General features: G+C 63.9%; 15 protein-coding genes. 4 read left to right on the forward strand and 11 right to left on the reverse strand.

Annotation, left to right across the window (positions count from 1 at the left end; genetic code table 11):
* The 8 genes from VSR72_RS25685 to sufB all read right to left on the reverse strand — a co-directional run bounded on the left by VSR72_RS25685 (position 1) and on the right by sufB (position 6,334).
* The gene (locus VSR72_RS25685) at positions 1–216 is read right to left on the reverse strand and encodes a hypothetical protein (RefSeq protein ID WP_342955157.1); all 216 of its coding nucleotides are present in this window, start codon (positions 214–216) and stop codon (positions 1–3) included.
* 133 nt (positions 217–349) lie between these two features.
* Positions 350–682 (reverse strand): non-heme iron oxygenase ferredoxin subunit, encoded by a 333-nt coding sequence (locus VSR72_RS25690; protein WP_342955158.1) that lies wholly within the window; start codon positions 680–682, stop codon positions 350–352.
* A 1-nt stretch (position 683) separates the two neighbouring features.
* Positions 684–1,010: an SUF system Fe-S cluster assembly protein gene (locus tag VSR72_RS25695; RefSeq protein WP_342955159.1), complete on the reverse strand. Its 327-nt coding sequence runs from the start codon at positions 1,008–1,010 to the stop codon at positions 684–686.
* A gap of 28 nt (positions 1,011–1,038) precedes the next feature.
* The gene (gene sufU, locus VSR72_RS25700) at positions 1,039–1,491 is read right to left on the reverse strand and encodes a Fe-S cluster assembly sulfur transfer protein SufU (RefSeq protein WP_342955160.1); all 453 of its coding nucleotides are present in this window, start codon (positions 1,489–1,491) and stop codon (positions 1,039–1,041) included.
* Positions 1,488–2,741 carry a cysteine desulfurase gene (locus VSR72_RS25705; protein WP_342955161.1) on the reverse strand — a complete coding sequence of 418 codons (1,254 nt, stop codon included), beginning with the start codon at positions 2,739–2,741 and terminating at the stop codon, positions 1,488–1,490. Before VSR72_RS25705 ends, sufU begins: the two co-directional genes overlap by 4 nt.
* On the reverse strand, positions 2,738–4,063 hold the full coding sequence (sufD, locus tag VSR72_RS25710; RefSeq protein WP_342955162.1) for a Fe-S cluster assembly protein SufD: 1,326 nt from the start codon (positions 4,061–4,063) through the stop codon (positions 2,738–2,740). Before sufD ends, VSR72_RS25705 begins: the two co-directional genes overlap by 4 nt.
* Positions 4,060–4,872, reverse strand: a complete 813-nt coding sequence (sufC, locus tag VSR72_RS25715; RefSeq protein WP_342955163.1) for a Fe-S cluster assembly ATPase SufC — start codon at positions 4,870–4,872, stop codon at positions 4,060–4,062. Before sufC ends, sufD begins: the two co-directional genes overlap by 4 nt.
* Positions 4,873–4,885: 13 nt before the next feature.
* On the reverse strand, positions 4,886–6,334 hold the full coding sequence (gene sufB, locus VSR72_RS25720; protein ID WP_342955164.1) for a Fe-S cluster assembly protein SufB: 1,449 nt from the start codon (positions 6,332–6,334) through the stop codon (positions 4,886–4,888).
* A 212-nt stretch (positions 6,335–6,546) separates the two neighbouring features.
* Between sufB and VSR72_RS25725 the strand changes: the two genes are divergently transcribed.
* From VSR72_RS25725 to VSR72_RS25735, 3 genes are all read left to right on the forward strand, one after another.
* Positions 6,547–6,816, forward strand: coding sequence for a hypothetical protein (locus VSR72_RS25725; protein ID WP_342955165.1), 270 nt, complete (start codon positions 6,547–6,549; stop codon positions 6,814–6,816).
* Positions 6,817–6,886: 70 nt separating this feature from the next.
* Positions 6,887–7,147: a DUF1488 domain-containing protein gene (locus VSR72_RS25730; protein WP_028204289.1), complete on the forward strand. Its 261-nt coding sequence runs from the start codon at positions 6,887–6,889 to the stop codon at positions 7,145–7,147.
* 260 nt (positions 7,148–7,407) lie between these two features.
* On the forward strand, positions 7,408–7,563 hold the full coding sequence (locus VSR72_RS25735) for a hypothetical protein (RefSeq protein ID WP_342955166.1): 156 nt from the start codon (positions 7,408–7,410) through the stop codon (positions 7,561–7,563).
* A gap of 97 nt (positions 7,564–7,660) precedes the next feature.
* Here the strand turns inward: VSR72_RS25735 and hpnJ are convergent, their stop codons facing one another.
* Positions 7,661–9,082, reverse strand: a complete 1,422-nt coding sequence (hpnJ, locus tag VSR72_RS25740; RefSeq protein WP_342955167.1) for a hopanoid biosynthesis associated radical SAM protein HpnJ — start codon at positions 9,080–9,082, stop codon at positions 7,661–7,663.
* Positions 9,083–9,403: 321 nt separating this feature from the next.
* Here hpnJ and VSR72_RS25745 point away from each other — a divergent pair, with 321 nt between their 5' ends.
* A complete protein-coding gene (locus tag VSR72_RS25745; protein WP_342955168.1) occupies positions 9,404–9,760 on the forward strand; it encodes a hypothetical protein in 357 nt (118 codons plus the stop codon).
* A 21-nt stretch (positions 9,761–9,781) separates the two neighbouring features.
* Here VSR72_RS25745 and VSR72_RS25750 read toward each other — a convergent pair whose 3' ends face one another.
* Positions 9,782–13,861: a CheR family methyltransferase gene (locus tag VSR72_RS25750; RefSeq protein ID WP_342955169.1), complete on the reverse strand. Its 4,080-nt coding sequence runs from the start codon at positions 13,859–13,861 to the stop codon at positions 9,782–9,784.
* Between the two features lie 76 nt (positions 13,862–13,937).
* A complete protein-coding gene (locus VSR72_RS25755; protein ID WP_342955170.1) occupies positions 13,938–14,927 on the reverse strand; it encodes a chemotaxis protein CheB in 990 nt (329 codons plus the stop codon).
* Positions 14,928–15,008 lie beyond the last annotated feature (81 nt).

Below are 15,008 nucleotides of genomic sequence, written 5' to 3' on the forward strand. Positions count from 1 at the left end.
TCACGGCGCGGTGCCAATGCCGCCGCCGGGCCCGGCCAGCTCGCCGTCTGTGCCAACCGGAACCGCCTGGCCATGAGCGTTCGCGCGGCCGCTACGGCGCGAAAACGGCGTGGTGCGCAACCGCGCGCGGCGCCGCGAGCCGGAAATCGGGTCCAGGTAGAACATGACGAGCGTGCCTGCCGCGGCCGCCGCTGCAAGATGGAACAGAGCCTTCATGGATGCCTCTCGATAGTTGCAACGCATGCAAAGCGCGGAGATTGGCGCGACCGGCACAAGCCGTCGCTCTCCAATCCGCGCACCCATTATGCCGCTGACAATCGCGCGTGAGGCGCGGGCGTGACTTCCACGCTCAGGAAAAGCCCTCGTCCCAGCGGGTATCGCGCACCTGCACCATGCCCGCCTCCACGCGCACCGCGAACACCGCGACGTCCTCATACGCGGGCGGCGCGAGGACCTTTCCCGTCTTGATGCAAAAGCGGGCGCCGTGCCGCGGGCAGATCACTTCGTCGCCCTCCACGTCACCGCCCGTGAGCACGCCGCCATCGTGCGGACAGGTGTCCTCGATTGCATAGCAGGTCCCTTCGAGATTGAATACCGCGACCTGTGTGCCGTCCACATCGACACTGCGTACGGAGCCCGCTTGAAACCCGGCGTATGGCGCCACGTCCACCCAATCGGCCATATCAGAGCATCCCCAGTTGGAGCAGCGCCGCTTCGGACATGCGCTCTCGCGTCCAGGGCGGGTCCCAGACCAGTTCCACGTTCGTCTCGCTCACGCCTTCCACCTCGTTCACGCATTCTTCGACCGTGCCTGGAAAGGTTTGCGCAACCGGGCAACCGGGCGCGGTCAGCGTCATGTGGATCGTCACGTGGCCCGTTTCGGCGTCCACGTCCAGTTGATAGACGAGCCCCAGATCGTAGATGTTCACCGGTATCTCCGGATCGAACACCGAGCGCAGCGCGTCGATCACACGTTCGCGCAGGTCGCTGGCCGCCGTTTGCGTATTCATCGTGATTTGCCTCCTGGCGTGCGCGGCCTCATTCCGTCGAAACGGTGCCGCGCTCGTCGCGCAACGCGGCGTGGAGCGTATGCCACGCAAGCGTCGCACACTTGATACGCGCTGGAAACTCGCGCACGCCTCCAAGCACCGCGAGCTTGCCGAGCCCCTCGGACGAGACGGGCCGGTCCGCAGGCGCCGTCGCCATCGCGTGAAAGCGTTCGAACAGCGCCTCGACTTCCGCTTGCGTGCGGCCCTTGAGCGCCTCGGTCATCAACGAAGCCGAAGCCGTTGCGATCGCGCACCCCGCGCCCTCGAACCCGGCGTCCTTGACCACGCCGTCCTCGATTCGCAAATACAACGTGACGCGGTCGCCGCACAACGGGTTATACCCTTCGGCGCTATGCGTCGCGCCGGGCACGGCGTGACAGTTCCGCGGCCGCCTGTAGTGGTCGAAAATCGTTTCCTGATACAGGTCGCGCAAGTCGCTCATAGCGGAAACACCTCCTCTACGCGCGCGAGGCCGTCCAGCAGCGCGTCGACTTCGGCGCGCGTGTTGTACAGCGCGAACGAGGCACGCACCGTGGCCGGCACGCCATAGCGCTCCATGACCGGCATCGCGCAATGATGGCCCGTGCGCACCGCCACGCCGCACTGGTCGAGTATCGTACCGATGTCGTGGGCGTGCGCGTTCCCCATGACGAACGAGAGGATGCCCAGCTTTTCTTTCGCAGTTCCAATCATTCTTACGGTGGGCATCGCACGCAGCGCATCGTCCGCATACGCGAGCAGGTCGGCCTCGTGACGCTGCGCGACTTCCAGCCCAATCGCGCTGACATAGTCTAGTGCGGCGCCAAGCCCGATCGCGCCTGCAATGTTCGGCGTACCCGCTTCGAACCGCCACGGGATCACGTTGTACTCGGTCTTTTCGAACGTCACGGAGCGGATCATGTCGCCGCCGCCCTGCCAGGGCGGCATGGCTTCAAGCAACGCGGATTTTGCATAGAGCGCGCCTATGCCGGTGGGACCGTAAATCTTGTGGCCCGAGAACGCATAGAAGTCGCAATCGAGCGCGGCCACGTCCACGGGTAGATGCGCAATGGCCTGCGCGCCATCGACCAGCACCGGCACGCCGCGCGCATGCGCAAGCTCGATCATTCGCGCAACCGGATTCACCGTTCCCAGCGCATTCGACGCATGCGCGAGCGCCACCATGCGCGTGCGCGCGCCGAGCAGGCGCTCATAGGCGTCGAGGTCGAGCATGCCGTCGTCGTCGATCGGCGCGACCTTCAGCACCGCGCCCGTTTGCGCACAAACGAGCTGCCACGGCACGATATTCGAGTGATGCTCCATCGCGGTGATGAGCACTTCGTCGCCGGGCTGAAGTCGCGGCCGTGCGTGGCTTTGCGCGACCAGATTGATCGCTTCCGTGGTGCCGCGCGTGTACACGATCTCCTTCTCGTGCGCCGCGTGCAGGAAACGCGCAATGCGCGCGCGGGCGCCCTCGTAGGCATCGGTCGCGCGCTGCGACAGCAGATGCACACCGCGATGCACATTCGCATTGTCGTGCTCGTAATACGCCTGTTCGGCGGCAATCACGCTCGCGGGTTTCTGCGTGGTCGCTGCATTGTCGAGGTACACGAGCGGCCTGCCGTGCACGCTTTCGCGCAGAATCGGAAAATCGCGGCGCCAGCCCATGACCGTTTCGGCGTCGGGAACGCCTACAGGTTCGAGTAGATTCATGACAGTCCCCGCAGGTATTCGCCGCCAGGCAGGCGCGCGAGCAGCTGTTTCGTGAGCCGGCTGCGCAGTGCGGCGCTCTCCACGCGATCCACGCTCACGCGCGCGAACGACCAAACGAGGAGCGCACGCGCCATGCGCTCGTCGATACCGCGCGAGCGCAGGTAAAAGAGCGGGCTCTCGTCGAGCTGGCCGACGGTCGCACCGTGTGTGCATTTCACGTCGTCGGCGTGAATTTCCAGTTGCGGCTTCGTGTCGATCTCGGCATTGCGCGAAAGCAGCAGATTGTCGTTGCCCTGATGCGCGTTGGTCTGCTGCGCGTCCGGATGCACGATCACGCGGCCGTCGAACACCGCACGTGACGCGCCGTCGAGCACGCCGCGATAGTATTCGCGGCTCGTGCCGCGCGGCATCTCGTGGTCGATACGCGTGTGATGGTCCACGTGTTGTCTCGCGCTCACGAAGTACAAACCGTTGAGATCAGCCTGGGCGTCTTCCGCATCGAGGCGCGTGTCGATCTGCGTGCGCGACAATGCACCGCCAAACGCGAACGAGTGCGACGTGAAGTGGCTGGCCCGCCGCTGCGAAACGCTTACGTGTGCGATATGAAACGCGCTGCGCGCCTCCTGCTGAATGCGGCAATGCTGAACGTCGGCCTCTTCGTCGGCGACGATTTCCGTGGCGGTGTTGACGAAGTAGGCTTCGTCGGTGATACCCGCGAACTGCTCGACGATCGAGCACCGCGCGCCCCGCTCGGCCACGACCGCGTTGAACGGATGCATGGCGAGCGCGGCCTCGCTGCTGAAGAACAGCACGTGCAGCGGCCAGTCCAGCGCGCAGCCGGGCGGCAGCACGACCACGTAGCCGTCGCTGCGAAAAGCGCCGTTGAGCGCCGCAAAGCCGTCCTCGGGCGCACGGCGCGCCATGATGGATTCGATCCGCTCAGGAATCCTGCGCATTGCCTGCGCGAGCGTGCCGACGAACGCGCCCTCCGGCAAAGGCGGCAAGTAGGAGAGCTTCGGCACGTGACGGCCGTTCACGAACACGATACGGCCCGCCGAATCGGCGGGAACGAGGTCGTCGATCAGGCGGGCATAGTCCGTTTGCTCGCCGTCCGACGGCATGAAATGCCAATGCGGCTTCGCAATGGGCATCACGTTGGTGTATTTCCACGCTTCCAGTTGCGTGCCGGGAAAGCCCAGCGTCTCGAACCGTTCGAACGCGTGCCGCCTAGCCTTGCGCAACCAGGGCAGCTCGACGCCCGCCAGCGTTCCAGCCATCGTGCGGAAGGCGTCGCGATAATGCTCGCGCGTTGATTCGCTCATCGTTGCTCCCTGGCGGATGCCATGTGTTGCGCGCCGGCGCCTTGCGCGGCTGCCGGTCCGTCGTTATCCGGCTCGCCGAGCCAGCCGTAGCCCTTTCGCTCCAGTTCGAGCGCAAGCTCATGCGACCCCGATCGCACGATGCGCCCCTGCGAAAGCACGTGCACGTGGTCCGGCACGATGTAGTCGAGCAGGCGCTGGTAGTGCGTCACCAGCACGATCGCGCGCTCTGCGCTGCGCATCTGGTTCACTGCGCGCGCGACGAGTTGCAGCGCGTCGATATCGAGCCCGGAGTCGGTCTCGTCGAGCATGGCGAGACGCGGCTCCAGCACGGTCATTTGCAGCACCTCGTTGCGCTTTTTCTCGCCGCCCGAAAACCCTTCGTTCACGCCCCGGTACAGGAGGTCTTCCTTCATCTCCATGGCCGCCATTTTCTCCTTCACCAGCGCGAGAAAGTCCATGGCGTCGAGTTCCGCCTCGCCGCGCTGCTTGCGCTGCGCATTGAGCGCGGCCTTGAGCAGATAGATATTGCTCACGCCCGGTATTTCCACCGGATACTGGAACGCGAGAAAGAGCCCGCGGCGCGCGCGTTCGTCGGGCGCAAGCGCGAGCAGGTCGCAGCCGTCGTACTGCACGCTGCCCCCCGTGACCACGTATTGCTCGCGCCCCGCCAGCACATGGGCGAGCGTGCTTTTGCCGGAGCCGTTCGGCCCCATGATCGCGTGAACCTCGCCCGCATTCACGCGCAAATCCACACCGCGCAGAATCGGCTTGTTTTCCACTTCGACATTCAGATTGCTAATCTCCAGCATGCCTTTCTCCCTCTCAACCTACGCTGCCTTCCAGGCTCACGCCCAGCAGCTTCTGCGCTTCCACGGCGAACTCCATCGGCAGTTCCTTGAGAACGTCCTTGCAAAAGCCGTTGACGATCATCGACACGGCGTCCTCTTCGGATAGCCCGCGCTGCCGGCAATAGAACAACTGGTCTTCGCCAATGCGCGAAGTCGAGGCTTCATGTTCGACTTTTGCGCTCGGGTTCTTCACCTCGATATACGGAAACGTGAAGGCGCTGCATCGATCGCCGAGCAACAGCGAATCGCACTGGGTATAGTTGCGCGCGTTTTCGGCCGAGCGCGCCATTTTCACGAGCCCGCGATACGCGTTCTTGCCGCGGCCCGCCGATATCCCCTTCGAGAGAATCGTGCTGCGCGTATTGCGCCCGATATGAACCATCTTCGTGCCGGTATCGGCCTGCTGATAGTGGTTGGTGAGCGCCGCCGAATAGAACTCGCCAATCGAGTTGTCGCCCTGCAAGATCACGCTCGGATATTTCCACGTGATCGCGGAGCCGGTTTCGACTTGCGTCCACGAAATCCGGGCATTGGCCTCGCGACAGTCGCCGCGCTTCGTGACGAAGTTGTAGATGCCGCCGCGTCCTTGCGCGTCGCCGGGATACCAGTTCTGCACCGTCGAATAGCGGATTTGCGCGCCCTCCAGCGCGACGAGTTCCACCACGGCGGCGTGCAGCTGGTTTTCGTCGCGCATCGGCGCGGTGCAGCCTTCCAGATAGCTCACGTACGCGCCCTTGTCGGCCACGATCAGCGTGCGCTCGAACTGACCCGTGTTGCGCGCGTTGATGCGGAAGTACGTGGACAACTCCATCGGGCAGCGCACGCCTGGCGGGATATAGCAAAACGAGCCGTCGCTGAACACCGCTGAGTTGAGTGTTGCAAAGAAGTTGTCGGTGTAAGGCACGACCGAGCCGAGATACTGGCGCACAAGGTCCGGATGCTCGCGCACCGCTTCCGAAAACGAGCAGAAGACGATGCCCAGCTCGCCCAGCTGCCGGCGAAACGTGGTGGCGACGGACACACTGTCGAATACCGCGTCCACGGCCACGCCCGCGAGCATTTCGCGCTCCTGCAGCGGCACGCCGAGCTTTTCGTAAGTGCGAAGCAGTTCCGGATCGACTTCGTCGAGGCTCTTCGGACGGTTCGCCTGCGTATGCGGCGCCGAATAGTAGGCGATGTCCTGGAAGTCGATCGGCGGGTGCTCGATGCTCGCCCAATGCGGCTCGGTCATCGTGAGCCAGTGCCGGTAGGCGGCAAGCCGCCATTCGAGCATGAAGGCCGGTTCCTGCTTGCGCGCCGAGATAAGACGAATCACGTCCTCGGACAAACCGCGCGGCAACGTATCCGACTGCACGTCCGAAACGAACCCGTGCTGATATTCGCGCTGCAGCAATTCCTCGAATGTTTTCGCTTGTGTATCCATGACGTTATTACGGTCTCCTTTACACTCACGACCTCATTCTAGAACCGCTGTCAAAACCCTGGCATGGCCGGGGTTTAACGGGAAAGCATGACACGCGAAGCAGGCACGCCTGATGCGAAAAACCCTGCTCACAAGAGAGAAATGACAACGTATCCGCGTGATGCCGCCCCTTCCACGCCGGCGCACGGCGACCGAATACGAACGGAGAAGCCATGAAGTCCTTTCCTGCTCGCGTCTGGGGCGCGATCGTCCGGGGCACGCTCGTCTGCGGGCCGCTCGCCGTCTCCTGGCTGCCCGCCAGCGCACAGGCGCAAACGGCCGCCCAGCCACCCGCCCCGCAGATGGCGAAACCACCGGCGGCAGCGCCAGGCGCCGCGAGCGCGTCGAACCCCGACAACATGCCGGTGAAGAAGCCCACGGGGCCCGCCACCCACGACAAGATGATGCGCAGCGACCCCGCCAGCGGCGCTCAAGCGAAATAGCAGCAAAAAGACCTCAACATCGGCCGCGCCAGGCTCTACCCTTTAACAAGCAAACTCACGGAGGACCAAGATGAGAATCGAATTCACGAGCCGCCGTCACGCCGTGGCCGCCGCCCGCGTAGCGTTCGAAGCCAACGTGGACAACCGCCCGGTATGGTGCAGCGTATCGCTCGACGCACTGAACGATCGCTTTGGCAACACCGGCACATCGGCGCATGCGCTATTGAGCGCGTTCGAGGCGAACCGCCCGAGTATCGAACTGGCCGCGCGACACGCGCTAGAGAAAAACGGGGGCCAGTCCGTGGAGCTTGAAACGCGCGATCTGGAGTAATCGCGCCAGCGCAAACAGAATCGCAACGGGGTTCGAATCGTCAGCAGAAATGACCACGATGGCTGGCATCCGTACACACCCGGGCGATTCAATTGCGCATCGCAATCGACTACACTTTTTGTGCGTCCGCGACCCGCGCCACGCTTTCGTGTGCGTCGCGTTGCTCGCTTCCGGCGCTGCCGCGGAACGCCCTGCCAGCCGTACTACGCTTGAACCCCGCTCGCCTCGACGCGACGGCCCTGAGTGACAAGGAGGCAGACATGGACGCATTGGAGTGGGGAACCGCCATTGGCGTCATGGTACTGGTCATCGCGGCCATGGCCGTGGTCGCGCACTATCGCCGCGAACGGCGCCGCGCAAACCTTTTGCGCAACCTTCATCAGCACAACGGAATCCGCTCGTCGCACATGCGCTAGCTATACGCGCGTAAGGCGCCCCGCGCAAAGCTGTAACAGGCGAGTGACGAAAAAAACGCCCGGAATCCCGGGCGTTTTCTTGAGAGAACCGCGCGCCTTAGACCTTGCGCGCCCGAAGGTATTTGAAGAACTCCGCGCCCTCCTGCAGGCGCCGCTTCATCATCTCCCAGCTCACCAGCATCTCGCGAACGATCTCCCAGATCTTCGATGGCCGGAAATAAAAGCGCTTATAGAACTCCTCGACGCCCAGGTAGATCTCTTCGCGCGAAAGGTGCGGATAGCCGATCGTCGACGCCTGCGTGCCCGCCGAATTGATGAGCGTGATCACCTTGGTATCGTTCAGCCACCCATTTTCGACGGCCTGCTTATGCAGCACCGTGCCCGGATAAGGCGCGGCAAGCGACACCTGGATGGTGTGAGGATTGATCTCCTTCGCGTACTGAATGGTCTTCTGGATCGTTTCGTGCGTCTCGCCAGGCAGGCCGAGGATGAAGGTCCCGTGGATCTTGATGCCAAGCTTGCGGCAGTCCTCGCTGAACTGGCGCGCGAAGTCCGTGCGCACGCCCTTTTTGACGTTCACGAGAATCTGGTCGTCGCCGGATTCGAAGCCGACGAGCAGCAGCCGCAGGCCGTTGTCCTTCATGATCTTGAGGGTCGAGTACGGCACGTTCGCCTTGGCGTTGCACGACCACGTCACGCCCAGCTTGCCCAGGCCGCGCGCAATTTCTTCGGCTCTCGGCCTGAGATCCGTGAACGTGTCGTCGTCGAACATGATCTCCTTGATTTCGGGCATGTTGTCCCGAATCCATTTCACCTCTTCCAGCACGTGCTCGACCGAACGCGTGCGATAGCGGTGGCCCCCAACCGTATGCGGCCACAGGCAGAACGTGCAGCGGGATTTGCAGCCGCGCCCCGTATAGAGCGACAGATACGGATGCTTGAGATAGCCGCTGAAATAATGATCGGACGTGAGGTCGCGCTTGTAGATCGGCGAGACGAACGGAAGCTGGTCCATGTCTTCGAGAATGGGCCGGGCGTCGTTGTGCATGATCCCGCCGTCGGGCAGGCGATAACTCAGGCCCAGGATCGATTCGAACGGCCGACCTTGGGAAATCTCGAGGCACGTGAAGTCGAATTCTTCGCGGCACACGAAATCGAGCGCATTGCTCGCGGTCAGCGAACCATGCGGATCGACTGCCACTTTCGCGCCGATCATACCGATCAAGATCGTGCTCTTGTGCCGCTTCAGGTGCTCGGCGAACTGAATGTCGCTCTGGAATGACGGCGAACTCGTGTGAATGATAACTAGTTCGTATTCCTCAGCGATATTCAGGGTCTCTTCAAGCGTGAGGTCGTCTGCGGGTGCATCCACCACGCGGCTACCTTCGACCAGCGCGGCGGGCTGGACGAGCCACGTTGGATACCAGAACGACTTGATCTCACGCTTGGTCTGGAAACGTGAGCCCGCTCCGCCATCAAAGCCTTCGTAGGAGGGTGCCTGCAGAAACAGCGTTTTCATGAATGCCCTCGAAGAAAATTCGTGAATTCGTCTCGAAGCCTACAAAAACATGACACGTGCTGGACACTGCTTTGCATGCCGCCCTTTCTGGATGTCGCAGTGCAGCAAGGCAATGGGGAACAGGCGGCGGGTCAAGAATACTACGACTTGCCCTCGCGGCACGGCGAAAAAACGTCGACACCAGCCTATCGAAAACACCCACTTAATAAATTGGCACGCCAATCGAGCGCCGCATTCGTCGGCATGAGCGATGCTTTCTGTACTATATTTTCCAGGGCATCCGCAGCAGCATTCACAGCGCTCCAAAGCGGGAGGCGATGTATGTCGCGATATCACGACATGCCGGAAGGCGTGCCGGTTGGCAATGGCCACCATATCAGCCCGGCCGAATTCCTGCTGATGGCAGGCTTTCTCGCCTACCGCGCACCGCTCGCGTCGGTCGATGCCCGCGCGGCGGCCCGGCGCATTCTCGATGCGGTTCTCAGTGCGGCGGCAGCGCACGGGTTCGCGGAATCGGAAGCCCTCGAATCGATGATGGCGAGTGCCGAAAAATCCACGAACGTACGCAGTCTCGCGGAGCAAGCCAGCGCTGCGGTGGGCGACACGTTTGCTTACATGCAGGTGATTCGCGGTGCGGGCGTCGCGCTGGAGGCGGACCCGTACACGCTAATCACCTGATAGCCGGCGTCACCGCGCGAACTAGCGCCTCAGGCGCGCGAAGATCGCCAGCAGGTCTTCGAGTTGCACCGGCTTCTTGAGGTGCGCGTCGAAACCCGCCTGCGCGGACTGCGCCACATCGGCCTCCTGGCCAAAGCCGCTCAACGCGATGCAGACCACGGATTCGAACGCGGGCTGCGCGCGCAGCTTGCCGATGAATTCGTACCCGTCCATGCCCGGCATGCCGAGATCGGAGAGCACGAGATCCGGCGCTTTGCCGTCGAGCAGCGTCAGCGCTTGCTCGCCGCTCGTGGCCGTCTGCACGCTCGCGCCTTCGCCCTCCAGCAGCAGCTTGAAGGTTTCGACCGTGGCTGCGTCGTCGTCGACCATCAGGATATTGAGCCCTTGTAGCGACACCATGGCCGCGCCGTCGCGGCTGTCCGCATGCGTGAACGAACGCTGCATCGGCAGCGTGACCGTAAACGTCGCGCCGCGCCCCAAGCCTTGCGACTCGGCGCGCACGCTGCCGCCGTGGATAGTCACGAGTTCCCTGACGAGCGCGAGGCCAATGCCGAGCCCCGAGCGCCGCGCGGCGGACTGGCGGCTTTGCTTGTACATGTCGAAGATGTGCGGCAGCAGCGCCGGCTCGATGCCGGTGCCGGTGTCCGCCACGCGCAGCACGGCTTCGTCGTCGCCCACATCGAGCGAGACGCCCACCGAACCGCGATTGGTGAACTTCATCGCATTGCTGATGAGGTTCCAGACGATTTGCTCCATGCGCGTGAAGTCGGCATGCAGGATCACCGGCGTTTCCGCGATCGAGACGTTCAGCGCAATGCCGCGCTGCTGCGCGTCGAATTGCACGGCGTTGCACACGCGCTGCACGATCTCGCGCATGTCCACCGCCGAGCGCATGACCGAGAGCTTGCCGGTGCGCACGCGCGAGATGTCCAGCAGGTCATCGATGATTTGCGCCTGGCCGACCACGGTGCGGCGGATGGTGTCCGCGGCGCGCGTGAGGTTCAGGCTCTGGCGCGTCTCCGGCGCCCTTGCAATGAGTTCGGCGCTCGCCGAGATCAGATTGAGCGGGTGCTTGAGTTCGTGCGACACCACGGCGAGAAACTCGTCCTGGCGACGCTGCCCGTCGCGCTCGCCGGCGTCGCGCACCTGTTCGAGCGCGGAGTCGCGCACGTCCGCGTCTGCGGGCACGATTTCGCCGAGATCCCGCGCGATCTTCGCAAAGCCGCTCACGCCGGCTTCATCGAGGCGCGAAAGGACGCCGCTCGCGAAAAAGCGCGTGCCGTCCTTGCGCAGGTGCCAGCGCTCCTCGTCGGTGCGGCCATGCTGGCGCGCCAGCGCGAACTCACGGTCGGCGACCTTGTTCACGCGGTCTTCTTCGGTCGAGAGCAAATCGGCGGACTGCCCGATCATTTCGGCCTCCGTATAACCGAAAATTCGCTCCGCCCCAGCGTTCCAGCTCGTTACGAAACCTTCGTCGTCGAACGTGATGATCGCGTAGTCCTTCGTGCCCTCGGCAACGATACGCATGCGCCGCTCGCCTTCGCGCAACTGGTCTTCGGCCTGGCGGCGGCCGGTGATGTCGATGAACGAGAGCACCGCGCCGTCGATGCGGTCCTCGGTCGTGCGGTACGGCACGAAGCGCGCGAGATACCAGCGCCCGTCGTTGCTCTTCAGCTCGCGCTCGATGAGGCGCAGCGAGTCGAAAGCTTCGGCGGCGTCGTCGGCGAGCTTGTCGTATTCGAGGCGATGCGTGATGTCGAGGAGCGAGCGGCCGATATCCGAGGGAATGATGCTGAACACGTCGGTGGCGCGCGGCGTGTAGCGCTTGATGCAGATGTTGCGGTCCACGAAGATCGTGCCGATATCGTTCGCCGCGATCAGGTTCTGCAAGTCGTCGTTGATCTTGCTGGTTTCCTCGACCTTCGACTTCAGCTCCGCGTTGACGGTCGTGAGTTCCTCGTTGATCGACTGCAGCTCTTCCTTGCTGGTTTCGAGTTCCTCGGTCGCCGAGCGCAGTTCCTCGTTGATCGCCTGCAGTTCCTCGTTGGAGGCCTTCAGTTCCTCCGTGGAAGTTTCCGATTGCTCGATGGTCGACTGCAACTGCTCCTTCGTGCGCTGCAGCTCGCGTTCGAGCTGCGTGATGATCGGGTCCTTCTGCACGTCGACGGAAGCCGTTTCCGCGCTGCTCATGCTGTCTTCGACTTCGTCGAAGAGCACGAGCACGAAGTCGGCGTTCGCCTCCGGGTCGTGCACGGGCCGCGCCGTCATGTTGACGAAATACGAGCGTCCCTCGCGCTCCAGACGCACACGCCGAGCCTCGACGCTGCGGTTCGTGTGCAGCGCCTGGTAAATCGCGGTGCGCAGTTCGAGCCGCAATTCCGGGCGCACGGCAGCGACGATGTTGTGCGAGGGCTCGCCGCCCGAATACTGGAGAAAGCGGCCCGCGCGATCGGAAAGATGCACGATTTCCGAGTCGCGGCTAACCAGCACGCTAGGCGGCGCGTATTGCTCGACGAGACGCTGGTGCAGGTCGCCGAACGAGAAGCGGCGGCGCCCCGGCGGCTGCACGGTCGCGACCACGGGCCGCGTGTTCAGCGTGCCGGAAATCGCCACGGGCACGGGCGTATCGCCGCGCACCGCCATGTTCGCGCGGTAAATGCGGTTGCGCTTGTCGACAACGGTGAACATCGAACTCACGCTGTCCGCCGACTCCGAGCTGCCGAGGAACAGCACGCCGCCCGGACGCAGCGCAAAGTGAAACATCTTGAGGATTTCGATCTGCGCTTCGCGGTCCAGATAGATGAGCAGGTTGCGGCAGCAGATCAGATCGAGCCGCGAGAACGGCGGATCGCTCAGCACGTTGTGATGCGCGAACAGCATGTGCTCGCGCAGCTCTTTCTTCACACGATAATGCGCGGCGTCCTTGGAGAAGAACTGGCGCACGCGCGAAGGCGTCACGTCGGCGAGGATCGAGTCAGGAAAGAGGCCCGTGCGCGCGAATGAAATCGCGCGTTCGTCGATGTCGGTGGCAAAGACCTGGAACGAAGTGCCTTCCGTCGACTTGAGCGAGCGCTCCTGGAGCAGCATCGCCAGCGAATAGGCCTCCTCGCCCGTGGCGCAGCCCACCGACCACACGCGGATGCGCTCCTGTTCGCCGCGCCCGTCGAAGAGCCGCGGCAGGACTTCGCGCTCGAGCACATCGAACGCTTCCTTGTCGCGGAAGAAGTTGGTCACGCTGATGAGCATGTCCTGCAGCAGAGCCTGCGTTTCCTCGGGGTGAAGATGCAGGTGGTCGCGGTACGCCTGGAGGTCGGTGATGCCGTTGACCTGCAGGCGCCGTTCGATGCGGCGCAGGACCGTGGCGCGCTTGTAGTGGCGGAAATCGTGCGCCGTGCGCGTGCGCAGAATGACCATGATCTCGCGCAGCGCCCGCTCGGCCGCCTCGTTGACATGCTCTTCGCGCCGCTCTTCGCTTTCCGCGGTGGGCAGTTGAATTTCCTTCGCCGTGGACCAGAGGTCCATGAGCCGCTGCGGCATCTCCGCCGCGGTGGTGACGAAATCGACCATGCCGGTGGCGATGGCGCTGCGCGGCATGCTGTCGTATTCCGCCTCCGAGGGATCCTGGGCGAACGTGATGCCGCCCATTTCCTTCACGCGCGAGAGACCCGCAGAGCCGTCCGAGCCCGCGCCCGAAAGCACGATGCCGATGGCGCGCTCGTGATGCGTTTCCGCGAGCGTGCGGAAGAACAGATCGATCGCCGCGCGGTGGCCGTCGCGCGGCTGGCTGGGCGCGACGCGCAGATAGTCGTCGACCATCGTCAGATCGAGCGACGGTGCGATGACATACACATGGTCGGACTCGATGGGCGTCGGGCTCGTCACCTCCACCACGGGCATGTCGGTCGCCTTGCGCAGCAGCGAGGCCATACTGCTTGCGTGGTCGGGCGCGAGATGCACGACCACCACGAACGCCATCGAGGTGTGGGCGGGCAGGGAATCGAAGAAGGCCAGCAGCGCGCTAAGGCCGCCTGCCGATGCGCCGATACCGACGATCGGATAATTGGTCTGGCTGCGGGGCATATGGCCACGTCGTTTCGGCATGGTTGCCAGGTCCTGAAGAGGGAGTCATTCGCGTTCGCGCTCGCGCACCCCGTTGGCCGCGCGCGCCGCGCCGATATTATCCCTCCAGGAGCATTGACTGCAAAACCCCTGCCGCATCTCCCGCGCGTCGCGCGGTTTCCTCCTCCCGCTGCTGCGCGTCGAAGTCGCCGCGCAGCCTGTAATGCTCGCCCTGGGCACGGCTCATCGACTCGCGCTCGCGCAATGCGCGCAGGGCGTCGCGCAGCGAGCGCTCCACGTCGGAACTGCGGCCCCGCGTGAGCGAGGCCGCCGTATAGGCGTGGCCCGTGTGGCAGCGGTAACGCAAGAGGCGCGAATAGTCGAGGCGCCACAGCGTGCCGTTGCACTCGGGACACGTAAACGTGGAAGGCGTGGCGATGCGGCTCAGGTCGCCAGCCAGCCCGTTGCCCTCGCGCCAGGCACGCTGCTCGATGTTGATGCGTTCGGCGGCCCCGCGCCACGAGGCGCTTTCGGCCGCCGAGGCGCGCGGCGCGCCACCCGTCAGTTCGACCAGACGGTGAGCGACGCCCGCGAGCGGCAGGATGTAGTCGGCGAAGGGGGCGGCGTTTAGCGGCATCTCGCTTGCGGCCGCGTCTGAGGGATCCTGGACGATTCCCGTGCCGCCGCAGGCCTGGATGGCCTCGAGGCCGGCCGCGCCGTCGTCGAGCATGCCTGTGAGGATCACGCCGATGCCGCGCGGCCCAAGCTCCGCGGCCACGCTGCGAAAGAGCGGATCGATGGCTGGGCGGGCAAAGTTTTCTTTCGCGCCATGCACGAGGCGCAGGCGCGTACCTTCCACGATCAGGTGCCGGTCGGGCGGTGCAATGTAAATTCTGCCCGGCGTCCAGGTTTCGCCGTCCTCCGCATGGACCGCGCGCAGCGGGCCCGCGTTGCTGAGCAGCGACGGCAGGTGGCTGAAGTGGCTGCCCACGTGGAGCACGATTGCGACCGTCGCCTGCAGGTCAGGCGGGAACTGTGACACAAGACTTCGAAGCGCATCGACGCCGCCCGACGATGTGCCTATGGCGATGAAGTCTCGGTAGATCAATTTGTGTTCCGGCGCCAGGTGGAATCAAGCACGTGACGCAATTGGCGTGCCCGATGGGGGCTCGATTTGCACGGTTTGATC

It is taken from the genome of Paraburkholderia sp. JHI869 (assembly GCF_038900775.1).
Taxonomy (GTDB): domain Bacteria; phylum Pseudomonadota; class Gammaproteobacteria; order Burkholderiales; family Burkholderiaceae; genus Paraburkholderia.